A 22,603-nucleotide genomic window follows, 5' to 3' on the forward strand; every position below is an offset into this window, starting at 1 on the left:
GCCGGTGGACGCCCGCCTTCCCGCACATCTCGAAGTGAGCGGCCTGTTGCGCCGCGTCGAAGCCGAAGGCGGCTTCGGGATGGTGCTGAGCAAGGGCGAGCGCGACGCCGGTACGCTCATGCTCGTGCTGGTTGAAAAAGGCCGTGATTCAAGAGCTTATGAACGCATGCCGCAGCTCGACGGAACTCGGTCCTGGACGCTTTCCAAAGCTCAAGATCCTGAAAAACCTTGGGAATTTTCCGAATTTCTGGACCGGCGCGGCGCGCAGGACCCCGATTTGTGGATCGTAGAACTGGACGTCTCCGATTCCGAGCGGTTCATCGTTAACGGTTAGTTTTCGGCCTTGACTTGCAAGCCTTGCAAGCTAAACGGCCCGTCGCAGACGCGAAAGCGGCCACGGTGGCATTTCGGCACACCAGGCTAGCACGCAGACGGGGGATCGTCGGCAGGCTCGAACGAATAGGAAACGGCTCTCAGAGCCATTTCGTTCCAGCCTGTGTCGGACCGGTTCACCGCATTTGACCTTGTGTTGATGGGTACGAAGCTTGAATGGGCGAGCGCACTGGCGCTGGCCGCATCTGTTGTTACTGCCGTATTGAGCACCCAGGGTTCGGGTGCCGCCGCGTCGGATTATCTTCCGATACCGGCCATCATGCAGGAACCCGCGCAGCCGGTCCTCGAGGCCCCTGCCCCCTCCGCGACCGCTTCCGCCGTCGGCGATGATGCCAAGGACGATGTGACCTTCGTTGCGCGTCCCGTGGTTCAGGCCCTTCCGGAAGAGCCGGTCGAGGACACCGCGACCTCGCTCGCGCAGCTTGTCGCCATGCAGGACATGCCCGAGCAGCTCAGCCGCGACATGCGCTGTCTTGCCGGCGCGATCTATTTCGAGGCGCGCGGGGAATCGCTCGAAGGCCAGCTTGCGGTCGGCCGCGTGGTCGTCAACCGCAGCGATTCGGGCCGTTTCCCCGACAGCTACTGCGGCGTCGTGCTGCAGCCCTCGCAGTTCTCGTTCGTGCGCCGTGGGCGCCTGCCGCACATTCCGCAGAAGTCGGCGGCGTGGAAGCGTGCCGTTGCGGTTGCCAGCATTGCGGTGGCCGACAGCTGGACCAATCCCGCCAAGGGCGCGCTGTTCTTCCATTCGGCGCGCGTGTCGCCGCGCTGGAGCCGCAATCGGCTGGCCCGCGTCGACAACCACGTTTTCTATCGCTGATAGCCCTTTGTAGAACGGGCAGCGCAGGCGGTTGGCCTACGCTGCCCTTTTTTTGCCTTCCAGTGCCGTGTCAGGCGCGCAATTCGACCCAGACGGGTGCATGGTCGCTGGCCTTCTCACGGCCCCTGTGGGCCTTGTCCACGCCGCAGGCGATGAGCCGGTCGGCGAGTTCGGGCGAGAGCAGCGCGTGATCGATGCGAAAGCCGTGGTCGCGCGGCCAGGCGCCGGCCTGGTAATCCCAATAGGTCCACACGCCGCCTTGCGGGTTGTGTGTCGCGATCGCGTCGGTCCAGCCATCGCCGAGCAGGCGGAAATAGGCGTCGCGCGATTCCGGCTGCATCAGGGCGTCGCTCGCCATCGCGGCGGGCGACCAGATGTCGCGGTCATGCGGGATGACGTTGAAGTCGCCGGTGACGATTGCCGGCACTTCCTCGGCGCGAATCTGGGCCATGCGCGCGCGTAGCCGTTCCATCCAGCGCAGCTTGTAGTCGAACTTGGGGCCGGGCACCGGATTGCCGTTGGGAAGGTAGATGCCCGCAACGCGCACGCCGAAGACGTCGACCTCGAGATAGCGCGCGTGATCGTCCTCGGGCTCGCCAGCGAGGCCCCGCTGGACTTCGACGGGCATTTCCCCGTCGGCGAGGATGGCGACGCCGTTGAAGCTCTTCTGGCCGTGCCACAGGCCCTTGTAGCCCAGCTTCTCGAACTCGGCGATCGGGAAGCCCTCGTCCTGCGACTTGATTTCCTGCAGGCAGGCGACGGCCGGGCGCGTTTCCGCGAGCCATTCGAGCAGGCGGGGCAGGCGTGCCTTGACGCCGTTGATGTTGAAGCTGGCGATTTTCATGGTTCGCCTTCTCGACAAGGCCGAGGGGCCGCGTCAAGGCCTTCGCGGATGTTTCCGGCGGGTCGGGCGCGGTTGTCCCCGCGCGCCCGTGCCGGAATCAGATGCTGAAGCTGGATCCGCAGCCGCATCCCGCGGCCGCCATCGGATTCTCGACCCGGAACGCGGCGCCGCCAAGCGATTCCACGTAGTCGACCACGCAGCCGGTCACGAGATCGAGGCTCACGGTGTCGACGACGAGGCGGACCCCGTCAGTCTCGGCCACGCAGTCGTCCGCCTCGGGCGCCTCCGCGAGGCCGAACTTGTACTGGAAGCCCGAACAGCCGCCGCCTTCGACCGAAAGCCGCAGGATCGCGGGCTTGCCCTGTTTCTGCGCGATCGTGGCGACACGGGCGGCGGCAGAGGGGCTCAGAGTGATTGCGGGCTGTTCCATGGCGCCAATGTAGGCCCGTACGGGCCCATCGACAAGTTCGACGCGCTCACGTGCCTCGTGCTGGACGTGAGCGCGCGTGTCGGGGCCCTGCCGATGGCCCCTGCCCTGCTGTTTCCCGAGGTCAGGCCATCTGGATGTAGTCGCGCATCGCCGCGGCTTCGCCCTCGACCTTGTCGATGCGGTACTTGACGATGTCGCCGATCGAGACGAATCCGATCATCCGTCCGCCCCGGACCACCGGCAGGTGGCGAATGCGGCGCTTGGTCATCATCGCCAGCGCGGTCATCGCGGAGGTCTCGGGCTCGACCGTGACCGGGGGCGTCGTCATGACCTCGCGCACGGGCATGTCGAGCACTGCGGCGCCGAATTCGCGCAGGCGATAGAGGACGTCGCGTTCGGAGAAGATGCCCGCGATCGTCTCGCCGTCCATGACCGGAAGCGCGCCGATGCGGCGGTCGGCGAGCAGGCTCGCGGCCTCGCGCACGCTGGCCGAGGCGGGGCAGGTTACAATGTCGTGGTGACCCTCGATTATCCTTTCAATCGTCATCCATGGCTCTCCCTCTGCTAGAGCGCTGTGCCGGACTCGTTGGACCGGCGAGGCACAGCGTATCACAGGCTCTTCCCGTCTGCCACTTGCGCACAGTTACAGGGGGTGGGGTTCAGGACCTGGTTATCTTCTGGTCTCGGGACATCACAAAGCATGCGAGTTTCAAGGGGTTTACCACCCCTTGACCCCGTATACCGTCGAGCCCGGCACCGTGCGCGAGGCGTCCGGACCCGACTGCCCGGGACGGTCGTGGGAGCTCGCGGGGCCCTGCCCCTCGAAATCCTCCCTTGAGCCTCTTGGAACCCGCCCCCTCTTGCCGCCGTCCCCGCAAAGGCGCAGAGGGAGAGTCATGGCACGCCCCTCCCCCCTCGACGATCCCGAGAAGGCCGCCCACGCCTGGGCGCGCTACTTGCGCATCATGCGCTGGATGATGCTGGTGACGGTGGGGCTGGTGGTGGCCGCGATCGTGCTGCTCTACCGTTCGAACGGGGCGGTCTCGATCCATTTCTACATCGCCTCGGCGCTGGGCGTGGGCTTTACGATGCTGCTTGCCTCGGCGCTGATGGGTCTTGCGTTCCTGTCGAGCGGGACTGGCCATGACGAGGCCGTCGCCGATCCGCTCGAGGATGAGCGCGACCGACCCTGAAAGCCTCAGGCGTCGTTCATTCCGGATGGAGGCGGTAGGCTTCGACCGGCTCGCCGCCGATCAGGTGCTGCTGGATGATCGCCTCGAGCACGTCTTCGGTGCAAGAGTGGTACCAGACCCCATCGGGCCAGACCACGGCGACGGGCCCCGCCGCGCAGATGCGCAGGCAATCCGCCTTGGTGCGGGCCACCCCGCCCTGCCCGTCGAGCCCGAGCTGCTTCAACCGCTTCTTGAGATACTTCCAGGCGGCCTGGCCCTTCTCGGGCGAGCAACACTTGGCCTTTTGCGGCTCGGCGCACAGGAAGATGTGGCGCGTGATCGCCTCTCCACCCGTCTTGCCAAGCGCCTTGCGCGCCGTGTGCAGTTCGTCCGGATCGACGCTCACGGGCGCAGCATCCAGTCGTCGAGGCCCTCGGGAAGCGGTACCGTCTTGCCCTCCCCGTTCACCGCCACCGTCACGCAGCGCGAGAAGGCGACGGCTGCGCCGTCCTGCGTCAGGACGTGCACCATGGTCATGCTGGTGGTGCCCAGGCGTTCGAGCGCGCAGTAGACGCTGACGGGCGCGGGATAGTCGGTTTCGCGCAAGTATTCGATGTTGAGGCTGACCACCATCGTGCTCAGCCCCGCGAACTGCGCGCGCAGGCCCGAGGCGCGGTAGAAGCGCACACGGGCGTCCTCGACATAGGCCGCGATCGCGACGTTGTTGACGTGGTGGTTGAGATCGAGATCGGCGAAGCGCGGGGCGATCTCGCAATGGAAGGGGTAGCGGGCGGCGTCGAGCAGCCGGGGATCGGGTTTTGCCATGGAACGACATCTAGGACGGCGCACGGCCGCGATCCAGTGCCTGTCTTGCGCTGCCGGGCGGGTGAACCCTGTTTCAGCCCTTCTTGCCGACGATGCGGGCGATCTCGTCGGCGACGAGGCGTTCGACCATCGGCGGCAGGTTGCGGTCGAGCCATTCGGCGAGCGCGGGGCGCAGCAGTTCGCGCACCATGTCTTCGAGCGAGGTCTCGCCCGAGCGCACGATCTTGGGCTTGGAGCCCGGCTCGGACAGCATCGCGAGCGCGGCGAGCGAATCCTGCATCGATTTGCGCGCCTGGGGCTGGAGCAGCGATTCGGCTTCCGGGGACGGGGTTTCGGGGTAACCGGCGTCGAGCGCCTCGGCCTCGTCAAGTTCGAGCACCGATTCCTCGTAGCGGTTGCTCGCGGTTTCCGCCGCCATGCCGGTGGGCACCGACTGGCCGCGCAGGCCCGCCATGTCGCGCGAGATGACCTTCTTGATCGACTGGAGAATCTCCTCGACCGACGGTTCACCGTTCTGGCGCATGACCTAAAGACCCCCTGAATTGCGGCGCTTTCCCGGCGAAGGGTGGCACCATACCGTACGAAGCCGCTTCATGGTGGGCGAATCGCGCTTCGTCAAAGTTAATTCGACGGAATGTTCCCGTCCTGCACTGGCGTGTCAACGGTGCGTGTCGCGCGTGCCACGGGCGCGGGATCGTTACCCCAGTCCGAGATCTTGCCGCGCACCCGTTCGTAATTGACTTGCGGGTCGTAGAGCAGCCCGCCCTCGAGATTGAGGTCGCGCGCCTCGGCGCGGCCCATCGCGGCGAGCAGCGTGAAGCCGGCGACATAGGCGTTGCGCCGTGCAGTCACGAGGTCGGTCTGGGCGTTCAGGTATTCCTGCTCGGCGTTTAGGATGTCGAGGATCGTGCGGTTGCCGACCGAATTCTCGGCGCGCACGCCTTCGAGGCTGAGTTCGCCCGCATCGACCGCGACTTGCGAGGAGGCGATCACGTCGAGCGAGGCCTTCCAGGCGGTATAGGCCGCGCGGACCTGGGCGATGACGTCGCGCTCGGTGGCGATTTCCTGTTCGAGCGCGGCCGAGGCCTGGGCCTGGGCCTGGCGCCGCTGGGCCGCGGGCAGTCCGCCCTGGAAGATCGGGATCGAAACTTGCGCGCCGGCCTGTGCGGTGCGGTCGGTCTGCGGGTAGAGCGCGGAGCTCGCCCCGCCCAGCGTGTTCAGGTAGTTGCTGTAGCTGCCGCTGGCGAAGAGGCTGACACGCGGCAGGCGCCCGGCCCCCGCCACGTCGATGTCCTTGTCGGCGGCGAGGCTGCGCTGGTGCGCGGCGATGAGGTCGGGGTTGTTGTCGAGCGCGATGGTGACCGCGTCCTCGGGGCTGTCGGGCAGGCCCGGCAGCGGCGGCGGTGGGGCCAGGCTCTCGGGCGGCTTGCCGACGAGGCGGATGTAGGTTTCGCGCGAGGAGGCGAGATCGGCCTGTGCGGTGCGTGCGCTCGATCGCGCGACCGCGAGGCGCGATTCCGACTGCGCCACGTCGGTGCGGGTCACGTCGCCGATCTCGAAACGGTCGTTGGTGGCCTGGAGGTTGGTCTCGAGCACCGCGACGTTCTTGGCGTTGAGCCCGACCAGCGCCTCGGCGCGGATCACGTCCATGTAGGCGGCAACGACGTTGGCGAAGAGCGAGCTCTCGGTGCCGCGCAAGTCGGCCTGGCCGGCCTCGACGCGGATCTTCGCGGCCTTGATCTGGTTCTTCACCGCGCCGCCCGAATAGATCGGCACGCCCAGGTCCGCGCCGGCGTTGAACAGGCGCTTGGGCGCCGTGAACGAGGTCCGGCTGGTCTGGAGGTATTCGGTGTAGGTGGCGTCCGCGCTCGCGCTCGGCAGACCGGCGGCGCGGGCGATCGGGACGCCCTCGTCGACGCCGCGCTGGTTGGCGCGGGCGGCTTCCAGCGTGGGGTTGGTCAGGTAGGCCTGGACGAGAGCATCGCGCAAGGTCTCGGCCCGCGCCGGAAGCACTCCGGCGAGGCAGACCAGTGTCGCACCTGTCATCATCCCGGCGCGCCGCGCGAGCCGGGACACGATCAGAAGGTCCAGCGCTTGGGGGCGGCGAATTCGCCGACGGCGGGGATGCCCATTTCCGAGACCGGCAGCAGCGCGAGCGTGCCCGCGGTCTTGCAGCCGACCGCGAGGCGCGAGACGCCGCGCAGGATTTCGCCGGTCACCACGCGGCCGCCGTCCTCGAGACGGGCCACGAGCGCTTCGGGCAGTTCCTCGGCCGCGCCATCGACGATCACGAGGTCATAGCCGCCGGGGCCGGCGACGAGCGCTTCGGCCGGGGTGATCGTGTCGAACTGGGCGACGAGCGTGCGCAGCAGCGCAGCGAAGTAGCCGTTCGCATCGCCGACGAGCAGGATCTTTTTGGCCTGGGTGGGGTCGGCCTCGGTCAGCGCGGCACCGTAGAACAGCGGGGCGGCCAGGAAGCGGCCCTCGCCCAGCGGCACGGCGCGGTCGATATAGGCGGCGGCCTTCCAGTCGGCGGGCACGAAATCCTCGCGCGCGACGCTGGCCATCGCGGTGAGCACCCAGGGTTCGTTGATGCCGCTGGTGCGCAGCTGGCTCGAGACCATGGCGCGGCGGGCTTCGTTGGTGCCCGTTTCGGTTACGGGGGCGGACCGGTCCTCGGTCAGGGTCATCTCGTGCATTCCCTCAAGCAAGCGCGGCTATGGGGCCTGGTGGTCGCAGGCGGCAGGTCGCGCGGATAAGTCGGCAATTCCAGAAGGCGCTTCTAGGCCAACGTGCCTTATAGGCCAAGTGCTTTGAACGGCACTGGTCGATCACTCTTGACGCTTTGACGATGGGGGGTCTCGCGCCTATGGGAACTTCCAAAATGACAAGAGGTCCCGATCCGGGACCGTGCAACAGGAGCGTTTGATCCCATGGCCGAAATGGTGACTATCCGCGAAGACGACCTCATCGAAAGTGTCGCCGACGCTCTCCAGTACATCAGCTATTACCATCCGATGGACTATATCCGCGCGCTGGGCGAGGCCTACGAGGCCGAGCAGGGCCCCGCCGCGAAGGACGCGATCGCGCAGATTCTCACCAATTCGCGCATGTGCGCTGAAGGTCACCGCCCGATCTGCCAGGACACCGGCATCGTCAACGTGTTCATCGAGTGGGGCCAGAACTGCCGCCTCGAGAGTGACCGCAGCTTGCAGGAAGTGGTCGATGAGGGCGTGCGCCGCGCCTACGGCAACAAGGAGAACAAGCTGCGCGCTTCGGTGCTGGCCGACCCCGCCTTCACCCGCCGCAACACCAAGGACAACACGCCTTCGGTGCTCTCGGTGACGATGGTCCCGGGCTCGAAGGTCTCGGTCGACGTTGCGGCCAAGGGCGGCGGCTCGGAAGCCAAGTCGAAGTTCAAGATGATGAACCCCAGCGACAACATCGTCGACTGGGTGCTGGAAATGCTGCCCCAGATGGGCGCGGGCTGGTGCCCGCCGGGCATGCTGGGCATTGGCATCGGCGGCACCGCCGAGCATTGCGTCAAGCTGGCCAAGCAGAGCCTGATGGAGCCGATCGACATGGGCCAGCTCAAGGCACGCGGCCCCCAGAACGATATCGAGGCGCTGCGCATCGAGATCTTCGACAAGGTCAACGCGATGGGCATTGGCGCGCAGGGGCTGGGCGGTCTTGCCACCATCCTCGACGTCAAGATCCTCGATTGGCCCTGCCACGCGGCGAACAAGCCCATCGCGATGATCCCCAACTGCGCGGCCACCCGTCACGCACACTTCACGCTCGACGGTTCGGGGCCCAAGTACCTGGAAAAGCCGAACCTCGCCGAGTGGCCCGACGTGGAGTGGAAGCCGAGCAAGGAAGCCATCCGGGTCGATCTCGACACGCTTACGGCCGAGGACGTGAAGAGCTGGAAGCAGGGCGATCGCCTGCTTCTCAACGGCAAGATGCTGACCGGGCGCGACGCCGCGCACAAGCGCATCCAGGACATGCTCGAGAAGGGCGAGGAGCTGCCCGTCGATTTCAAGGGCCGCGTGATCTACTACGTGGGGCCCGTCGATCCGGTGCGCGACGAGATCGTCGGCCCGGCCGGGCCCACCACGGCCACGCGCATGGACAAGTTCATGGACATGATGCTCGAACAGGGCCTGCTCGCCTGCGTCGGCAAGGCCGAGCGCGGCCCGGCGGCGACACAGTCCATCGCCAAGCACGAATCCTCGTATCTGATGGCCGTGGGCGGCGCCGCCTATCTCGTCAGCCGTGCGATCAAGGAAGCCAAGGTCGTCGGCTTCGAGGACCTGGGCATGGAAGCGATCTACGAGTTCACCGTCGAGGACATGCCGGTGACCGTCGCGGTCGATTCCGAGGGCAAGAACGTCCACCAGCTCGCGCCGCTGGTGTGGAAGGACAAGATCGCCAAGGAACACCTCCTGGCCGACTGAGCCGGGATCTCCTCGCGAAGATGAAGACGGGCGGGCGGCGTGGGCCGACCCGCCCGTTTTCGTGACCGGGAGGAGGGCGGCTCGACAAAAAGCCGTTGCGCTCCGACCGGCGAACTGGCCTGATCGTGTCCACCGGCGCTAAGGCGGGGAGGACATGGCCATAGTATCTGAAAATCCGCGTGTTCCTGCCCGCATGGTGCTGCTTTCGCTCGCCGCGTTGTGGGCCTGCTATTTCTTCGTCGCCACGCTGCGGGGCGCCTTCATGGGCTATGAGCTGGCCTGGCCGATCGTCTCGCGCCGGCTGACGATCTGCCTGCTCTCGATGATGGTCATGGCTTCGGTCTGGCCGCTGCTGCAGATGCTCGACCGCAAGTCCAACGCGATGCGGCTGCTGGTCGTGCTGGTGGGGGCGCTGCCGCTGGCGATGGCGCTCAGTCTCATCAACACGATGGTCTTCGCCGACATCACGCTGGCAATGAAGACCGCCGAGAAGCAGGGGCTGACCCGGATCGATCCGGGTCGCGTGCGGATCATGCAGGACGAGGCCGGCAACATCCTGGTCGACCTTCCCGATGCGGCCAAGGCCACGCAGGCCCCGCGACCACCGGCTGCGCCTGCGGCACCAACGCCGGCCCCGCTAGCCAGCGACGAACACGCAGAGGCGCAAGGTGCTCTCGACGATCCGGGCCCGCTGGTCGAGGGCGGCGCGGGGGAGGGCATCCTGGCCTCACCGCGCGATTCGGGCATCACCATCCGCGCCAGCGGGCACAAGGCGGGCAACCTGTTCGGGCAGTGGGCGGGGCTCGCCGACACCACGTTCGGCCGCTATTTCCTCGTGCTCGCCTGGGCCGCGCTCTATTTCGCGCTCGCCAAGGCCGAGGAAGCGCGCGCGGCCGAGCGGCGCGAAGGCGAGTATCGCCGCGCCGCCGAGGCGGCCGAGCTGCGCTCGTTGCGCTACCAGGTCAATCCGCACTTCCTGTTCAACACGCTCAATTCGCTGTCGGCGCTGGTCATGACCGGGCGGCAGGACGATGCCGAGACGATGATCCAGACGCTCTCGACTTTCTATCGCCGCACTCTCAACGGCGATCCGACCGGCGACTTGCGCCTCACCGACGAGATCGAGATGCAGAAGCTCTATCTCGCGATCGAGGCGGTGCGCTTCCCTAATCGTTTGCAGACGAAGTTCGCGATTGACGAGGACGTTGCACATGCGAAGGTGCCCGGGCTGATCCTTCAGCCGCTGGTGGAGAATTCGGTGAAGTACGCGGTCGCGGCGACGCAGCGGCCGGTGACGATCGCCATCACCGCGCGGCGCGAGGGGCGGCAGCGACTGGTCCTGACTGTTGGCGATGATGGTCCGGGCGCGGCGCTCAGCAAGGCCGAAGGGTGCGGCATCGGCCTTGCCAATGTCCGGGACCGGTTGCGCGCCCGCTACGGCGAGGGGGCCAGCCTGTCCTTCGGGGCGCAGGACGAAGGCGGTTTCGCGACCGTGCTCGACCTGCCGCTCGAGATCGAGGATTGCCATGCGATCCTCGATACGCGTGCCGCTGGAGATCGGATGTGACGGACGCCCAGGCAATGCAGAATACAGAGCGCAATTCCCCTATGGATACCCCCGGCGTCGCGCCCTTGCGCGCGCTGATCGTCGACGACGAGCCGCTCGCGGTCGAGCGCATGCAGGTGATCTGCGCGAGGATCGGATCGGTTTCGGTGGTCGGCACCGCCAGCGACGGCGAGGCCGCGCTGCGCCTCAGTGAGGCGCTGTCCCCCGACTTGTTGCTGCTCGACCTGACGATGCCCGAGACCGACGGGCTGACGGTGGCGCGCCGGCTTTCGAGCCGCGCCGATGCGCCGGCGGTGATCTTCGTCACCGCGCACGACGAATTCGCGGTCGAGGCCTTCGATCTCGACGCGGTAGACTACGTGCTCAAGCCCGTGAGCCCCGAGCGCCTCGAACGGGCGATCGCGCGCGTGATCGCGCGGCGCGGCGAGCGCAAGCAGCCACGCAGCGACTGGCTCGAGGAATTCTGGGTGCCGCACCGCTCCGAACTGGTGCGCGTGCCCGCCGAGGACGTGCGCCAGATCGACGCCGAGCGCGACTATGTGCGCCTCCACGTGGGCGAGCAGAGCTACCTCCTGCTCCAGACCATCACCAGTCTGCAGGAGCGGCTCGACCCCGACCGCTTCATCCGCATCCACCGCAGCCACATCCTGCGTCGCGACCACGTCAGCGGCCTCAGGCACGAAGGGCTGGGCGTGTGGTCGGTGGAGACGTCCGACGGCGAGACCTTGCGCATCGGGCGCACCTACCTGCCCGAGGTCAAGAAGATGGCCGGCCGCTGAAAGGCGGGCCCGCGACCTCGGGCGAAAGGCAGCGGGGCGCGCTGCGGGCCAGGGCATCCGCGCGGCACGGAAAAGGGCGGAGCACCCGCAAGGGCCCCCGCCGCAGTTTTTCCGGGTCGTTTCTTCTTATGGGACCTCGTGGGCGGGGGCATCAGCCCCCGAGGCGGATCGACGTGTTCTGGTCGCGGGTTGCGGCGGCGATCTGGCCGTCGAACTTGTCGGTGGCCTGGTGGTAGCACGCAAGCGACGAGGCGCTCGGCAGGTTCGAGCCGACGGCGGGCTGGTCCATCTTGCAGATCTTGCGCGCGGCCTTGACGAGGCGGCGTTCGAGGATCTTCTGGTCGTCGGGCGAGCTCAGGTCGAGATCGGTGTAGTAGACGGTGGCGGTGGGGATCGCCTCTTGGGCGGCGGCCGGGCTCGAAGTGGCGGCAAGGCCGGCGAGAGCGGCAGGTCCGACAAGGGCGGCGGCGAAAAATGCGGTCTTCTTGAACATCGGGTTTCCTCCTTCGGTGAGCAGGTCCGCGATGTGTCTCGGCCGGCTCGATGAGTCTGGTTTGCCCCCGATTGCGACGCGCTTCACGCCAGCTTCTATGGTGGGTCGTCCAAGCTCGACCAAGGGCGGCGCATGGCGACAAACGACATTTGTAGTCGACGAACGTCGTACGCGCCGAAGCGCGCAAATGCGCGGGTTCCCGGCTCGCTTCGACGAATCGCTAAGTTTGCCGGACGAAGGTATGGGCCGCCGCCTAGTGCCGGTCTCCAGGCGGGGGTGGCGCGCGCCGGCTGCTGGCGTTAGTCTGCGCTTCGTGACCTTAGCGCTGATCGTCGTCTTCGTTCTGGGAGTGGGGAATTTCGCCGCTCACAAGGCCGTGCTCGAAAGCGGCCATCGCATGCTCGCGCAAGTGCCCTGGCTGTTCAAGCCGCTGGGCGGGCCGATCAGCCTGGTCGTTGAATTCGTGATGCTGCTCGGCACGATGCTGATGGTGGCCGCGGGCTCACAAGGCTGGGCGCTGCTCTATCTCGGTTACTCGCTGGCCAACGCGGTGGCGGCCTGGATGATCGTCACCGAGCGCTTCTAGACGGGAACCGCCGCGCCTTCGCACGGTTCTTGGCTGCATGGAACAGCAATCGGGCATTGGGCAATCGGATGGAGAAGCTGCGCCGGGCTTGACCTCTCGGCAGGTCTGGCTGGTGTGCAACGCGGCGAGCGGCAGCAATGACGAGCAGTCGCAGCGCGACGTCTGCTCCGCACTCGAGGAGGCCGGCTTCACGATTGCGCGGACCATCCGCTTTCCCGACGAACCCGCTCCCGAGGCGGCCGATCTCGACGCGCAGGGGATCGACCTCGTCGTGACCTTCGGCGGTGACGGCACGACGCACGCGGTGGTCACCGGATTGTTCGGCTGGAGCGGCGCGGTCCTGGTGCTGCCCGGCGGCACGATGAACCTGCTTGCCAAGGCGCTGCACGGCGACGTGGATCCATCCACGATTGCGTCCCGGCTCGCCGGCGGGCAGGGGCGGCGCGAACGCCCCTCGGTGATCGGATCGCCGCACGGTTTCGGACTCACCGGCGTTCTCGCCGGGCCGGGCACCGTATGGAACGAGGTGCGCGAGGCGATGCGCGCGGCCAACATCGTGGAGATGGTGGCGACGACCCGGCAGGCGATCAGCTGGTCGGCCAATGGCCCCAAGGTCGTCTGCGCGCAGAGCGACTGCGGCCGCGAGGAAGGCTATGCAGCGATCACCATCAACCCGCGCGAGGAAGGTCTGCTGGTGCGTGGCTACTACGCCGAATCGCTGGCCGACTACGCGGGGCAGGGCATCGCGCTGCTCAACCGCAATTTCCGCGATGGCCCCCACGACGAACTGGGCGTGCACCAAACGGTGCGGCTGGTCTGTTCGGCGGGCGAGCCGATGGGCCTGCTCATCGACGGCGAGCCTTTCGACGGCAAGGCCGAGGAGATATTCGAGCTTGCACGCTGCGAGGTCGATCTTATTGCCACGCTGGAGACATAGTTCGCTGGCAGGGCTGCCGGGGGACGACACCCCAAACACGAGGCAGGTGATTTTTTGATGCAGGATCGTTCGCTCAAGCTTTTCCATCTGAGCGATATTCATTTCGGGCTCGAGGATCGCAGCGCGCTGGCCTGGGTCGAGCGCTGCATCGCGCGCGAGAAGCCCGACGCGGTGGCGATCACCGGCGACCTGACGATGCGCGCGCGAACCCGCGAATTCGACGCAGCCTGCCGCTGGATCCGCCAGCTCGACGTGCCGGTGACGGTCGAAGTGGGCAACCACGACATTCCCTACACCAATCTCTACCAGCGCTTCTTCGACCCCTATCGCCGCTTCAACGCGATCGAGGACCTGCTCGAGGTCGAGCTCGACTTGCCGCGCCTCGCGGTGATTCCGCTCAAGACCACCACCCGCGCGCAGTGGCAGCGTTTTCCCTGGTCGAACGGCTGGGTGACCAGGCGCGCGCTCGCCGAGACTCTCGCCGCGATCGACGCGCAGCCGGCGGGTACGCGCGTGCTCGTTGCCGCCCACCACCCGCTCACCGAGAGGCGCGAGCGCGACAACAAGCTGCTCACCATTAACGGCAACAAGGCGATGGAAGCGCTGGCCGGCCGCAAGGTGGCCGCGATCCTGACCGGGCACATCCACGATCCCTTCGATCTCGTGGCGCAGACCCCCGCGGGGCCCTTGCGCATGATTGGGGCGGGCACCTTGTCCAAGCGCATCCGCTCGACACCGCCCAGCTTCAACGAAATCGTGATCGAGGGCGAAGAAATCCGCGTCACCGCGCGCAACCTCGCGGACGTGGCGAGCCGCGACATGATGATTTGCGACGTGCCCGAGAACGCCTTGCCCCCGCGCGAGCCGGGCGAACCGGTGGCGCCGGTCGGCCACGTCCCCCCGGTCGATCCCCCGGTAAACTGATACCCCATTTTGCTTCGGACATGAAAAAAGCCGCGAAGCCCGTCGGGGCCTCGCGGCTTTTTTCGTGGGTATGGGGTCGGAATTACATGACGTTGCTGGCGGGGGCCTGCGGGGCGGGTTCGGCCTTGTCGTCGGTGTAATCGTGGTCGACCGAGCCGATGCCGTTGATCTCGCTGCGCAGGATCTGCGGCTTGCGCTTCAAGGTGACGTTGCCCACGCCGTTGATCTTGATGTCGGCGAGGCGGCGGGGGGCCAGTGTGACGTCGCCTGCACCATCGACGCGCACGGTGGCGTCGTCACCCTCGACCTTGCCGAGGTCGATGTCGCCCGCGCCGTGCGCGGTGACGAAGATCGTGCGCACCTTGCCGCGGGCCTCGAGATCGATGGCTCCGTTCGCGCTCAGCGAGAAGCGCTCCTGGTCGAGGCCGACCAGCGTGACGTCGCCGGGCGCGTCGAGATCGAGGCTGTCGATCTCGGGCGCGGTGATCTGGACTTTGAGGCTCCGGTGGCTGGCGAGCTTGCCGTCGACCGAGAGGCGGCCGTCCTTCCAGACCAGACGGTCGAGCACCTTGGCCGGGCCCCGGACCGTCATTCCGGGCGTGTCGCCGCGGGTGAAGCTGAGCTCGACGGGAATTTCCATCGCGATCTGCGCACCCGAGGCGAGGGCGAAGGCGCGCGTGGTGGTGGGGCCGAGTTCACCTTCGTCCTCGTCGAAGTCCCAGCTCCATCCCCCGTTCTGGGTGAATTCCTGGCGCAAGTCCTTGCCGCCGACGATCCAGGCCCCACCGAAGGCGACGATCGAGAGGATCGCGGCGCTGGCGAAGACAATGAGCAGTTTCCTGAACATCTTGGTATCTCCTAATTCGCGTTGTTCGCCCTTGGGGTCAGGCTTCGGTGTGGATGGCGGGCTCGAGCACGCGGAAGTGCAGGCGGCCGAACCAGATGATGGCGTTGATGATCCAGATCGAGAGCAGCGTCAGCACCGCGCCGGCGGCGATTGCCCCGGCCATGGTGCCGAGCCCCGCCAGCAGCGCGACCGCCCAGCCGCCCGGGAACCCGCTGAAGGGCCCTGCGACAAGCACGAAGCCGCCGGCGATGAAAACTGCCAGAGCGGCCACGAAAAGCGCGAGCAGCGTGCCGAGCACGGCCAGCACGATCGGCAGCAGGATCAGGATGTCGAGCGAGGCGAGGCCGACGAAGGCGACGATCGCGGCAAAGGCGGAGGAGGGCGAGCGCGCGCTCTTCCAGTTGCGCGAGCCGGCCTCGAAGCGCAGTTCGCGGGCGATGCGTGCCGGATCGCCAAGCGCGGCGGCGATGTCCGCCTCGCTGCGGCCCTCGGCCATGCCGGCGTCGAAATGCTCGGCGTAGTCGGCAAGGATGTCGTCGACGTCGTCGGCGGGAAGGCCCTTCAGGCCCATTTCGAGGCGGCGGATGAATTCAAGACGCGTCATGGCGGGATTCCCCTTCCTGCTCGGTCGCTGTCGCGGTGGTCTGGGTGGGTTGGGCGCCGAAGCCCTCGCCGTCGATCAACTGGTCGACAGCCTTGGTGAAGCCACGCCATTCGGCGATCTGGGCGGCAAGGCTGTCGCGGCCCGCGGGCGTGATGGCGTAATACTTGCGCGGCGGGCCGGAGGGCGATTCCTCGAGGTAGGTCGAGACCAGGCCATCCTTCTGCATGCGGCGCATGAGCGGGTAGATCGTGCCTTCGCCCATGTCGACCGCGTCAGCCATGCGGCTGGCGATCTCATAGGCGTAGCTGTTGCGGCGCGAAAGGAGGGCCAGCACGCACAGGCCGAGCACCCCTTTCTTCAGCTGCACTTCGATTTCGGACATCGAATCATCTCCTGTCGATGGAGACTGTGTAATGCAAGCTAGTGTATGATGCAAGGTACCTTGGAAAGATTGATACATTGCAATGAACCATACGCATCCAGTGCAAGGTACCTTGCTTGGGGTAATTGCCGGAAATGGCGCGCAGAATTGACGGGGCCTCGGGTCGAGACCCGCAGCGAACTCGGGGTAGACCCCTATATCGCAGACCCCTGTCCTCGCGGAACAATCGGGTCCGAGAGGGATGGTGGGCTTCACGCGCGACTCGTCATTGCGGGGCGTTCCGGCCCCCTCACGTCCAACAGGAGACCGCGTGATGCACGACGATACGCCGACCCCCGACATCGACAATGTTGAAACGGCCGCTTCCAAGCCGGACGGCCTCTCGCGCCGCAAGATGCTCTCGGCGACGGGAATGGCCGCCGCGCTGCCCGCGCTCGGCACTCTGGTGGGCACCTCCAAGGCGCTGGCGCAGGCGGCCTCGGGGCGCAAGCCCAACATCCTGGTGATCTGGGGCGACGACATCGGCTGGCAGAACGTTTCCGCCTATGGCCTGGGTACGATGGGCTACCACACGCCCAATATCGATCGGATCGGGCGCGAGGGCATCAAGTTCACCGATCACTATGCGCAGCCTTCGTGCACGGCGGGCCGCGCGGCCTTCATCACCGGCCAGTACCCGATCCGTTCAGGCATGACGACGGTGGGGCAACCGGGCGCCGCGCTGGGGCTGCAGGCGGCCTCGCCCTGCCTTGCCGAAGTGATGAAGGCGGCGGGCTACCGCACCGGCCATTTCGGCAAGAACCATCTGGGTGACCGCAACGAGCACTTGCCCACCGCGCACGGTTTCGACGAGTTCTTCGGCAATCTCTATCACCTCAACACGCAGGAAGAGGCCGAGCAGCGCGATTACCAGGCCTTCGGGAAGCAATTCTCGGGCGACCTGGAAAAGTACGAGTCGCAGTTCGGCACGCGCGGGGTGATCCATTCCTTCGCGACCGACCGGGACGATGCCACCAGCGACCCGCGCTTCGGCAAGGTCGGCAAGCAGACGATCCAGGACACCGGGCCACTGACCGCCAAGCGCATGGAAAATTTCGATTCGGCCGAGATGATCCCCACCGCGCTCGAATTCATGGGCAAGGCCAAGAGCGCCAACGCGCCGTTCTTCGTCTGGATGAACACCTCGCGCATGCACGTCTACACGCATCTTGATGCGGAATGGCGCTATGCGGCCGAGAAATACACCTCCGAGGCCGACATCCACGGTTCGGGCATGATGCAGCACGACCGCGACGTGGGCACCGTGCTCGACTGGCTGGCCCAGCAAGGGATCCTCGACGACACGCTGATCTGGTATTCGACCGACAACGGGCCCGAGCACGATTCCTGGCCGCACGGCGCGACCACGCCGTTCCGGGGCGAGAAGATGACGACTTACGAGGGCGGCGTGCGCGTGGTCTCGCTGCTGCGCTATCCGCGCATGATCCAGCAGGGCCAGATCCTCAACGGCATCCAGGCGCACCAGGACATGTTCACCAGCCTCGCCGCGGTCGCCGGGGTGCCCGACGTCAACAGCAAGGTGATGAGCGCCAAGAAGCAGTACATCGATGGCGTGAACAACCTGCCCTACTGGACCGGTCAGCAGGAAAATTCCAATCGCGACCACATCTTCCACTACTACGAGAGCAAGCTCACGGCGGTGCGCATGGGACCGTGGAAGATGCACTTCTCCACCAAGGAAAACTATTACGACAACCTCGTGCCGCGCACCGCGCCGCTCATGTTCAACATTCGCATGGACCCGTTCGAAAGCTACGATTCGGTCGATTCCTACGGGCACCTGCTCCAGAAGGTGTCCTGGCTGATGCAGCCGATGGGGGTGCTGATGAACCGGCATCTCAAGACGCTGGCCGACTATCCGCCGGTCCAGGGCGGCGCCTCGTTCGACATGTCGAACGTGGTCGAGGAATTCATGAAGCAGGGGCAGCAGTAAGCGCGCACGCGCTGCGCGGACTCATTTTCCCGGAGGGCAGGGGCCCCGGACCGGCTTCGTGCCGCTCCGGGGCTTTCCCATGCCCTGAAGAGGCGATTTCAAGTCCGTGGAGGCGTGGGACTGGAAACAAGCTCCAGGCGTTCCCTGAGGCTCCCAAGAGCAAAATGGGCGGTATGCCTGGCGCACGAAAAAAGGGCCCACGGTTTCCCGCGAGCCCCATTTTCGTAACCGGTAATCCGGTCCAGTTGAAACTTAGCGCTTCGAGAACTGGAACGAACGACGGGCCTTGGCGCGGCCGTACTTCTTGCGCTCGACCACGCGGCTGTCGCGGGTGAGGAAGCCGGCGGCCTTGACCGTGGCGCGCAGGGTCGGCTCGAACTTCGAGAGAGCCTGCGAGATGCCGTGCTTGACCGCGCCGGCCTGGCCCGAGAGACCGCCGCCCTTGACGGTGGCAATCACGTCGTACTGCTCTTCGCGCGCGGTGATCTGGAACGGCTGGGCAATGACCAGACGCAGCGTCGGACGGGCGAAGTAGACCGACTGGTCACGGCCGTTGACGGTGATCTTGCCGGTGCCGGGCTTGATCCACACGCGGGCCACGGCGTCCTTGCGGCGGCCGGTGGCGTAGGCGCGACCGTGGGCGTCGAGCTCCTGCTCGCGCAGGGGGGCGTTCGAGACGACGGGGGTGAAGACCTGCTCTTCAGTGGTCTCTTCGGTCGCGACTTCGGCGCCGAGGTCCTTGAGGTCGGACAGGCTCTGGACGGTATCGGTATCGGACATTACGCGCCCACCTTGTTCTTGCGGTTCATGGAAGCGACGTCGAGTGCTTCGGGCTGGGTGCCACCGTGCGGGTGCTCGGTGCCGGCGTAGACGTGCAGGGCGCGCATCTGGTCGCGGCCGAGCGGGCCACGGGGAATCATGCGTTCAACCGCCTTTTCAAGCACGCGCTCGGGGAAGCGACCGGCGAGGACCTTGTCCGCGGTGACTTCCTTGAGGCCGCCAGCATAGCCGGTGTGCTTGTAGTAGGTCTGCTGCTTGAGCTTGTTGCCGGTGAAGCGGACCTTCTCGGCGTTGATCACGACGACGTGGTCGCCGCAATCGACGTGCGGGGTGAAGCTCGGCTTGTGCTTGCCGCGCAGGAGGTCGGCGATGATGACGGCGAGGCGGCCAACCACCAGACCTTCGGCATCGATCAGATGCCACTTCTTTTCCACCTCGGCCGGCTTGATCGACCGGGTGACCTTCGTGAGCGCCTTCATGGCTGGTCTATCCCTTGTGTTTCGTGCGCGCGCCCAGTGCCGGATTCACGAATGCGAATCTGCGCTGTGCGCGGGAAGTGGCGCCAATTCGTCGAAATGGGCCGCCAAGTCAAGCGGAGCGCGGCTTTGCGAAGAGGTAAAATGATACCTCTAGGAGTTTTCCGGTAGCTCGCCGAGCCAGGCGAGGGTGGGCGCGGCGCCGTTCTCGCAGATCCAGCCCAGCACCGCGGGCGTTTCGTAGGGATGGAGGCGGGAGAGGCGCGAAACCGCGGTTTCGAGGAGGTCCGCGCGGGTCTTGAGCAGCAGGCCGACCTCGCGCGCGGTGTCGATCGCGCCCTGCCATTCGAACACGCTGGTCACGCCGGGAAGCACGTTGCCGCACCGCGCGAGCTTTTCAGTCACGAGCGTGCGGGCGGCTTCGAGCGCGCTCGCCTCGTCGGGAAAGGGGCTCCAGACGAGCGCGCCGCGTGGGTCCGGGGCGGTCATCTCACGCCGGGGCTCAGGCCGCGCTCAGGCGATTGACCGGGTCGCGCCGGCCGAGCGCGTGCGCCCCCCAGACGGTGGCCATGACGAGGAGCGCGGCGCAGACCTGGTGCGCCACCGCGATCCACAGGCTCACTCCGGACCAGATGGTCGAGATGCCGAGCAGGATCTGCAGCCCGAAGGCCATGTGGATCGCGACCGAGGCCGGGCGCTGGCGCACCGCGCGCAGGCGTCGGCCCATCATGATGAGCAGCACCACGACGATCCAGGCCCACCAGCGGTGGAGGAAGTGGACGAGATAGGGATCGCTGAACAGGCCGTTCGCGCCTAGGTCGATGCCGGCGGGGACGAACGCGCCCTGCATCAGCGGCCAGGCGTCGAGGTGGAACCAGCCCGCACCGGCGACGTAGCCCGCGCGCAGCCCCGCCACCAGCGCGCCAAGGAAGAGCTGGAAGGCCAGTGCGGCGAGGACGAGGACGGTGAAGCGGTTGAGCGAGGCGCGCGCCTTGCCCTGCTGGAGGATCGCGAGGTCGAGCGCGGTCCACACAAGCCCGCCAAGCGTGAACAGTGCGGTCAGGAGGTGCGCGGCGAGGCGGAAGTGGCTGACCCGGTCGAGCGCCTCGGGGGAGAGCCCGGAGGACACCATCCACCAGCCCACCGCGCCCTGCAGGCCGCCGAGCGCGAGCAGCGCGATCAGGCGCGGCTTGTAGCCGAGCGGGATCGTGCGGCGCATCCAGAACCAGATCAGGGGCAGCACGAAGACCAGTCCGATGATCCGTGCAAGCAGGCGGTGCGCCCATTCCCAGAAGTAGATGAACTTGTAGTCCGACAGCGTCATGCCCGCCGGGCCGTTCACGTCGAGATATTGCGGAATCTGGCGGTAGCGGGCGAATTCGGCCTGCCATTGCGCCTCGCCGAGTGGCGGGATCACGCCGGTGACGGGCTTCCACTGGGTGATCGAGAGGCCGGACTCGGTAAGCCGGGTGATCCCGCCCACCGCCACGATGAGGACGATGAGCACGGCGACGGCAAGCAGCCAGCGGATCATGGCGGCGATATCGTCGGAGGTTCCGATCAGGGGGCGACCATCAGTATTCTTCATGAGGACACTCCCTGAGCCCTCGGGCCGGTTTGCGCAAGGGGTTGGACCATGCGGTAGCCTCGTGCGACGGAACGAGTCCCCCGGCGCCGAGATCACTTGATTAATGTTACAACGTTACATATTGGCCGGGGCATGCGCAGGACTACATCCCCGATTCGCGGACGGCTCGACCGGGCCGGCATCCTGTTGAGCGGATTGTGCGCGGTGCATTGCGTGGCGGGGATCCTGCTCGTGGGCGTGCTCGGTCTGGGTGGCCAGTTCCTGCTCGCGCCCGCAATCCACGAGATCGGCCTTGCGCTTGCGGTGCTGTTCGGCGCCTTTTCGCTCGGTTTCGGCGTTTTGCGCCACGGCCGTCTCGCCCCGCTGGCGCTGGGCGGCGTGGGCCTCGCGCTGATGGCGATGGCGCTCTTCGTCGGCCATGGACTGCACGAGGCGCTGCTCACGATCTGCGGAGTGGTGCTGGTCGCCACTGCACATCTCACCAACCTGCGCGGCCACGCAGCGCACTGAAGCTGCGCCTTGCGCTCGGCGCAATGCGCGCTATCTGCGGTCACATGACCCGGAACGACACGCCCAGCCCGCTTCTTTCGCTGACCGTCAACGGCGAGCCGCACCGCATCGAGGCGGGGGCGACGATTGCCGACCTTGTCGCGAAAATCGGACTCGATCCCGCCAAGGTCGCGGTCGAACACAATGCCGAGATCGCCCCGCGCTCGACGCTCGCCGACATCGTGCTGCGCGATGGCGACAGCCTCGAGATCGTCCACTTCGTCGGCGGCGGCTGAGCGTCCCGGGTCCCTCGTTCGGACCCGCCCCCCTCCCCCCCATTGCCGACTTTCCCTCGATTCTCGCCCCCCTTGAAAGGATGCGAACCGTGACCGACACTGCCTCCGCTCCCGCCCCGACCACCCCTGCCGACGCCGCCGACACCTGGACGGTCGCCGGGCGCACGTTCACCTCGCGCCTCATCGTGGGCACGGGCAAGTACAAGGATTTCGAGCAGAACGCGGCGGCGGTCGAAGCTTCGGGGGCCGAGATCGTCACCGTCGCGGTGCGCCGGGTCAACGTTTCGGACCCCAAGGCGCCGATGCTGACCGACTACATCGACCCGAAAAAGATCACCTATCTGCCCAACACCGCGGGCTGCTTCACCGCCGAGGACGCGATCCGTACGCTGCGCCTGGCGCGCGAGGCGGGCGGCTGGGATCTCGTCAAGCTGGAAGTGCTGGGCGAGGCGCGCACGCTCTACCCCGACATGCGCGAGACGCTGAAAGCCACCGAGATCCTCGCCAAGGAAGGCTTCCTGCCGATGGTCTACTGTGTCGACGACCCGATCGCGGCCAAGCAGCTCGAAGAGGCGGGCGCGGTCGCGGTCATGCCGCTGGGCGCGCCGATCGGTTCGGGGCTGGGCATCCAGAACCAGGTTACGGTGCGGCTCATCGTCGAGGGGGCCAAGGTGCCGGTGCTGGTCGACGCGGGCGTGGGCACCGCGTCCGAAGCGGCGGTGGCGATGGAGCTGGGTTGCGACGGCGTGCTGATGAACACCGCGATCGCCGAAGCGAAAAATCCGGTCCGCATGGCGCTCGCGATGCGCCTCGCGGTAGAGGCCGGACGGCACGCATATCTTTCCGGCCGCATGGCGAAACGTCGTTACGCCGACCCTTCGAGCCCGCTTTCCGGCATGATTTGATGGTTAACAAATTCGTTTC

29 protein-coding genes are annotated in these 22,603 nt (G+C 66.7%); 13 read left to right on the forward strand and 16 right to left on the reverse strand.

The window, feature by feature from the left end; translation table 11 throughout:
* Nucleotides 1-4: 4 nt before the first annotated feature.
* A complete protein-coding gene (locus HT136_RS10865) occupies nt 5-334 on the forward strand; it encodes a DUF1491 family protein (RefSeq protein WP_214199782.1) in 330 nt (109 codons plus the stop codon).
* A gap of 198 nt (nt 335-532) precedes the next feature.
* On the forward strand, nt 533-1,210 hold the full coding sequence (locus tag HT136_RS10870; RefSeq protein ID WP_214199783.1) for a cell wall hydrolase: 678 nt from the start codon (nt 533-535) through the stop codon (nt 1,208-1,210).
* 70 nt (nt 1,211-1,280) lie between these two features.
* Here HT136_RS10870 and xth read toward each other — a convergent pair whose 3' ends face one another.
* The 3 genes from xth to HT136_RS10885 form a co-directional block, all read right to left on the reverse strand.
* The gene (xth, locus tag HT136_RS10875) at nt 1,281-2,054 is read right to left on the reverse strand and encodes an exodeoxyribonuclease III (protein WP_214199784.1); all 774 of its coding nucleotides are present in this window, start codon (nt 2,052-2,054) and stop codon (nt 1,281-1,283) included.
* A gap of 97 nt (nt 2,055-2,151) precedes the next feature.
* Entirely contained in the window at nt 2,152-2,484 is a 333-nt protein-coding gene (locus HT136_RS10880) for a HesB/IscA family protein (RefSeq protein ID WP_214199785.1), read from the reverse strand.
* Nucleotides 2,485-2,605: 121 nt separating this feature from the next.
* Nucleotides 2,606-3,031 carry a CBS domain-containing protein gene (locus HT136_RS10885; protein WP_214199786.1) on the reverse strand — a complete coding sequence of 142 codons (426 nt, stop codon included), beginning with the start codon at nt 3,029-3,031 and terminating at the stop codon, nt 2,606-2,608.
* Between the two features lie 349 nt (nt 3,032-3,380).
* On the opposite strand from HT136_RS10885, the gene HT136_RS10890 reads away from it, so the two are divergent.
* Nucleotides 3,381-3,677, forward strand: a complete 297-nt coding sequence (locus HT136_RS10890) for a hypothetical protein (RefSeq protein ID WP_214199787.1) — start codon at nt 3,381-3,383, stop codon at nt 3,675-3,677.
* 16 nt (nt 3,678-3,693) lie between these two features.
* Here the strand turns inward: HT136_RS10890 and HT136_RS10895 are convergent, their stop codons facing one another.
* From HT136_RS10895 to HT136_RS10915, 5 genes are all read right to left on the reverse strand, one after another.
* Complete coding sequence (locus HT136_RS10895) at nt 3,694-4,062, reverse strand: (2Fe-2S) ferredoxin domain-containing protein (protein ID WP_214199788.1); 369 nt, start codon at nt 4,060-4,062, stop codon at nt 3,694-3,696.
* Complete coding sequence (locus HT136_RS10900; RefSeq protein WP_214199789.1) at nt 4,059-4,481, reverse strand: acyl-CoA thioesterase; 423 nt, start codon at nt 4,479-4,481, stop codon at nt 4,059-4,061. Before HT136_RS10900 ends, HT136_RS10895 begins: the two co-directional genes overlap by 4 nt.
* 73 nt (nt 4,482-4,554) lie before the next feature.
* Nucleotides 4,555-5,004, reverse strand: coding sequence for a DUF2497 domain-containing protein (locus HT136_RS10905; RefSeq protein ID WP_214199790.1), 450 nt, complete (start codon nt 5,002-5,004; stop codon nt 4,555-4,557).
* Between the two features lie 98 nt (nt 5,005-5,102).
* Nucleotides 5,103-6,527 (reverse strand): TolC family outer membrane protein, encoded by a 1,425-nt coding sequence (locus tag HT136_RS10910; RefSeq protein WP_425516892.1) that lies wholly within the window; start codon nt 6,525-6,527, stop codon nt 5,103-5,105.
* 32 nt (nt 6,528-6,559) lie between these two features.
* Nucleotides 6,560-7,171: a protein-L-isoaspartate O-methyltransferase family protein gene (locus tag HT136_RS10915; protein WP_214199791.1), complete on the reverse strand. Its 612-nt coding sequence runs from the start codon at nt 7,169-7,171 to the stop codon at nt 6,560-6,562.
* Between the two features lie 243 nt (nt 7,172-7,414).
* On the opposite strand from HT136_RS10915, the gene HT136_RS10920 reads away from it, so the two are divergent.
* The 3 genes from HT136_RS10920 to HT136_RS10930 all read left to right on the forward strand — a co-directional run bounded on the left by HT136_RS10920 (nt 7,415) and on the right by HT136_RS10930 (nt 11,284).
* The gene (locus HT136_RS10920) at nt 7,415-8,938 is read left to right on the forward strand and encodes a fumarate hydratase (RefSeq protein WP_214199792.1); all 1,524 of its coding nucleotides are present in this window, start codon (nt 7,415-7,417) and stop codon (nt 8,936-8,938) included.
* 154 nt (nt 8,939-9,092) lie between these two features.
* Nucleotides 9,093-10,505 carry a sensor histidine kinase gene (locus tag HT136_RS10925; RefSeq protein WP_214199793.1) on the forward strand — a complete coding sequence of 471 codons (1,413 nt, stop codon included), beginning with the start codon at nt 9,093-9,095 and terminating at the stop codon, nt 10,503-10,505.
* A 14-nt stretch (nt 10,506-10,519) separates the two neighbouring features.
* Nucleotides 10,520-11,284: a LytR/AlgR family response regulator transcription factor gene (locus tag HT136_RS10930; RefSeq protein ID WP_246543588.1), complete on the forward strand. Its 765-nt coding sequence runs from the start codon at nt 10,520-10,522 to the stop codon at nt 11,282-11,284.
* A gap of 151 nt (nt 11,285-11,435) precedes the next feature.
* Here the strand turns inward: HT136_RS10930 and HT136_RS10935 are convergent, their stop codons facing one another.
* Nucleotides 11,436-11,777, reverse strand: coding sequence for a UrcA family protein (locus HT136_RS10935; RefSeq protein WP_214199794.1), 342 nt, complete (start codon nt 11,775-11,777; stop codon nt 11,436-11,438).
* 241 nt (nt 11,778-12,018) lie between these two features.
* Here HT136_RS10935 and HT136_RS10940 point away from each other — a divergent pair, with 241 nt between their 5' ends.
* From HT136_RS10940 to HT136_RS10950, 3 genes are all read left to right on the forward strand, one after another.
* Nucleotides 12,019-12,363, forward strand: a complete 345-nt coding sequence (locus HT136_RS10940) for a hypothetical protein (protein WP_246543590.1) — start codon at nt 12,019-12,021, stop codon at nt 12,361-12,363.
* An 88-nt stretch (nt 12,364-12,451) separates the two neighbouring features.
* On the forward strand, nt 12,452-13,300 hold the full coding sequence (locus HT136_RS10945; RefSeq protein WP_246543592.1) for a diacylglycerol/lipid kinase family protein: 849 nt from the start codon (nt 12,452-12,454) through the stop codon (nt 13,298-13,300).
* 57 nt (nt 13,301-13,357) lie between these two features.
* Nucleotides 13,358-14,224 (forward strand): metallophosphoesterase family protein, encoded by an 867-nt coding sequence (locus tag HT136_RS10950; protein WP_214199796.1) that lies wholly within the window; start codon nt 13,358-13,360, stop codon nt 14,222-14,224.
* An 82-nt stretch (nt 14,225-14,306) separates the two neighbouring features.
* On the opposite strand, the gene HT136_RS10955 is transcribed toward HT136_RS10950, so the two are convergent.
* From HT136_RS10955 to HT136_RS10965, 3 genes are read right to left on the reverse strand one after another with little or no spacing between them, the layout of a single operon-like run.
* A complete protein-coding gene (locus HT136_RS10955) occupies nt 14,307-15,071 on the reverse strand; it encodes a GIN domain-containing protein (protein WP_214199797.1) in 765 nt (254 codons plus the stop codon).
* A 37-nt stretch (nt 15,072-15,108) separates the two neighbouring features.
* On the reverse strand, nt 15,109-15,675 hold the full coding sequence (locus HT136_RS10960) for a DUF1700 domain-containing protein (RefSeq protein WP_214199798.1): 567 nt from the start codon (nt 15,673-15,675) through the stop codon (nt 15,109-15,111).
* Entirely contained in the window at nt 15,662-16,057 is a 396-nt protein-coding gene (locus HT136_RS10965; protein ID WP_214199799.1) for a PadR family transcriptional regulator, read from the reverse strand. The genes HT136_RS10960 and HT136_RS10965 overlap by 14 nt, the downstream gene beginning before the upstream one ends.
* A gap of 313 nt (nt 16,058-16,370) precedes the next feature.
* Between HT136_RS10965 and HT136_RS10970 the strand changes: the two genes are divergently transcribed.
* A complete protein-coding gene (locus HT136_RS10970) occupies nt 16,371-18,050 on the forward strand; it encodes an arylsulfatase (protein WP_246543596.1) in 1,680 nt (559 codons plus the stop codon).
* 252 nt (nt 18,051-18,302) lie between these two features.
* Here HT136_RS10970 and rpsI read toward each other — a convergent pair whose 3' ends face one another.
* The 4 genes from rpsI to HT136_RS10990 form a co-directional block, all read right to left on the reverse strand.
* Entirely contained in the window at nt 18,303-18,830 is a 528-nt protein-coding gene (rpsI, locus tag HT136_RS10975; protein ID WP_214199800.1) for a 30S ribosomal protein S9, read from the reverse strand.
* On the reverse strand, nt 18,830-19,309 hold the full coding sequence (rplM, locus tag HT136_RS10980) for a 50S ribosomal protein L13 (protein ID WP_039389852.1): 480 nt from the start codon (nt 19,307-19,309) through the stop codon (nt 18,830-18,832). Before rplM ends, rpsI begins: the two co-directional genes overlap by 1 nt.
* A 150-nt stretch (nt 19,310-19,459) precedes the next feature.
* Nucleotides 19,460-19,795 carry a divalent-cation tolerance protein CutA gene (gene cutA / locus HT136_RS10985; RefSeq protein WP_214199801.1) on the reverse strand — a complete coding sequence of 112 codons (336 nt, stop codon included), beginning with the start codon at nt 19,793-19,795 and terminating at the stop codon, nt 19,460-19,462.
* A gap of 13 nt (nt 19,796-19,808) precedes the next feature.
* Complete coding sequence (locus HT136_RS10990) at nt 19,809-20,894, reverse strand: COX15/CtaA family protein (RefSeq protein WP_214199802.1); 1,086 nt, start codon at nt 20,892-20,894, stop codon at nt 19,809-19,811.
* Between the two features lie 132 nt (nt 20,895-21,026).
* On the opposite strand from HT136_RS10990, the gene HT136_RS10995 reads away from it, so the two are divergent.
* From HT136_RS10995 to HT136_RS11005, 3 genes are all read left to right on the forward strand, one after another.
* On the forward strand, nt 21,027-21,404 hold the full coding sequence (locus tag HT136_RS10995; RefSeq protein WP_214199803.1) for a MerC domain-containing protein: 378 nt from the start codon (nt 21,027-21,029) through the stop codon (nt 21,402-21,404).
* Nucleotides 21,405-21,448: 44 nt separating this feature from the next.
* Nucleotides 21,449-21,679, forward strand: a complete 231-nt coding sequence (gene thiS / locus HT136_RS11000; RefSeq protein ID WP_214199804.1) for a sulfur carrier protein ThiS — start codon at nt 21,449-21,451, stop codon at nt 21,677-21,679.
* A gap of 89 nt (nt 21,680-21,768) precedes the next feature.
* A complete protein-coding gene (locus tag HT136_RS11005) occupies nt 21,769-22,584 on the forward strand; it encodes a bifunctional sulfur carrier protein/thiazole synthase protein (RefSeq protein WP_214199805.1) in 816 nt (271 codons plus the stop codon).
* The last annotated feature ends 19 nt before the right edge of the window (nt 22,585-22,603 follow it).

The sequence above is a fragment of the Novosphingobium profundi genome, assembly GCF_018491765.1.
In the GTDB taxonomy this organism is placed as follows: Bacteria; Pseudomonadota; Alphaproteobacteria; order Sphingomonadales; family Sphingomonadaceae; genus Novosphingobium; species Novosphingobium profundi.

Coding starts and splice junctions, on each gene's coding strand:
- HT136_RS10870 (WP_214199783.1), top strand. CDS start 533: ATGGGTACGAAGCTTGAATGGGCGAGCGCACTGGCGCTGGCCGCATCT.
- xth (WP_214199784.1), bottom strand. CDS start 2,054: ATGAAAATCGCCAGCTTCAACATCAACGGCGTCAAGGCACGCCTGCCC.
- HT136_RS10880 (WP_214199785.1), bottom strand. CDS start 2,484: ATGGAACAGCCCGCAATCACTCTGAGCCCCTCTGCCGCCGCCCGTGTC.
- HT136_RS10885 (WP_214199786.1), bottom strand. CDS start 3,031: ATGACGATTGAAAGGATAATCGAGGGTCACCACGACATTGTAACCTGC.
- HT136_RS10890 (WP_214199787.1), top strand. CDS start 3,381: ATGGCACGCCCCTCCCCCCTCGACGATCCCGAGAAGGCCGCCCACGCC.
- HT136_RS10900 (WP_214199789.1), bottom strand. CDS start 4,481: ATGGCAAAACCCGATCCCCGGCTGCTCGACGCCGCCCGCTACCCCTTC.
- HT136_RS10905 (WP_214199790.1), bottom strand. CDS start 5,004: ATGCGCCAGAACGGTGAACCGTCGGTCGAGGAGATTCTCCAGTCGATC.
- HT136_RS10910 (WP_425516892.1), bottom strand. CDS start 6,527: ATGACAGGTGCGACACTGGTCTGCCTCGCCGGAGTGCTTCCGGCGCGG.
- HT136_RS10915 (WP_214199791.1), bottom strand. CDS start 7,171: ATGACCCTGACCGAGGACCGGTCCGCCCCCGTAACCGAAACGGGCACC.
- HT136_RS10920 (WP_214199792.1), top strand. CDS start 7,415: ATGGCCGAAATGGTGACTATCCGCGAAGACGACCTCATCGAAAGTGTC.
- HT136_RS10925 (WP_214199793.1), top strand. CDS start 9,093: ATGGCCATAGTATCTGAAAATCCGCGTGTTCCTGCCCGCATGGTGCTG.
- HT136_RS10930 (WP_246543588.1), top strand. CDS start 10,520: ATGCAGAATACAGAGCGCAATTCCCCTATGGATACCCCCGGCGTCGCG.
- HT136_RS10935 (WP_214199794.1), bottom strand. CDS start 11,777: ATGTTCAAGAAGACCGCATTTTTCGCCGCCGCCCTTGTCGGACCTGCC.
- HT136_RS10940 (WP_246543590.1), top strand. CDS start 12,019: ATGGGCCGCCGCCTAGTGCCGGTCTCCAGGCGGGGGTGGCGCGCGCCG.
- HT136_RS10950 (WP_214199796.1), top strand. CDS start 13,358: ATGCAGGATCGTTCGCTCAAGCTTTTCCATCTGAGCGATATTCATTTC.
- HT136_RS10955 (WP_214199797.1), bottom strand. CDS start 15,071: ATGTTCAGGAAACTGCTCATTGTCTTCGCCAGCGCCGCGATCCTCTCG.
- HT136_RS10960 (WP_214199798.1), bottom strand. CDS start 15,675: ATGACGCGTCTTGAATTCATCCGCCGCCTCGAAATGGGCCTGAAGGGC.
- HT136_RS10965 (WP_214199799.1), bottom strand. CDS start 16,057: ATGTCCGAAATCGAAGTGCAGCTGAAGAAAGGGGTGCTCGGCCTGTGC.
- HT136_RS10970 (WP_246543596.1), top strand. CDS start 16,371: ATGCACGACGATACGCCGACCCCCGACATCGACAATGTTGAAACGGCC.
- rpsI (WP_214199800.1), bottom strand. CDS start 18,830: ATGTCCGATACCGATACCGTCCAGAGCCTGTCCGACCTCAAGGACCTC.
- rplM (WP_039389852.1), bottom strand. CDS start 19,309: ATGAAGGCGCTCACGAAGGTCACCCGGTCGATCAAGCCGGCCGAGGTG.
- cutA (WP_214199801.1), bottom strand. CDS start 19,795: ATGACCGCCCCGGACCCACGCGGCGCGCTCGTCTGGAGCCCCTTTCCC.
- HT136_RS10990 (WP_214199802.1), bottom strand. CDS start 20,894: ATGAAGAATACTGATGGTCGCCCCCTGATCGGAACCTCCGACGATATC.
- HT136_RS10995 (WP_214199803.1), top strand. CDS start 21,027: ATGCGCAGGACTACATCCCCGATTCGCGGACGGCTCGACCGGGCCGGC.
- thiS (WP_214199804.1), top strand. CDS start 21,449: ATGACCCGGAACGACACGCCCAGCCCGCTTCTTTCGCTGACCGTCAAC.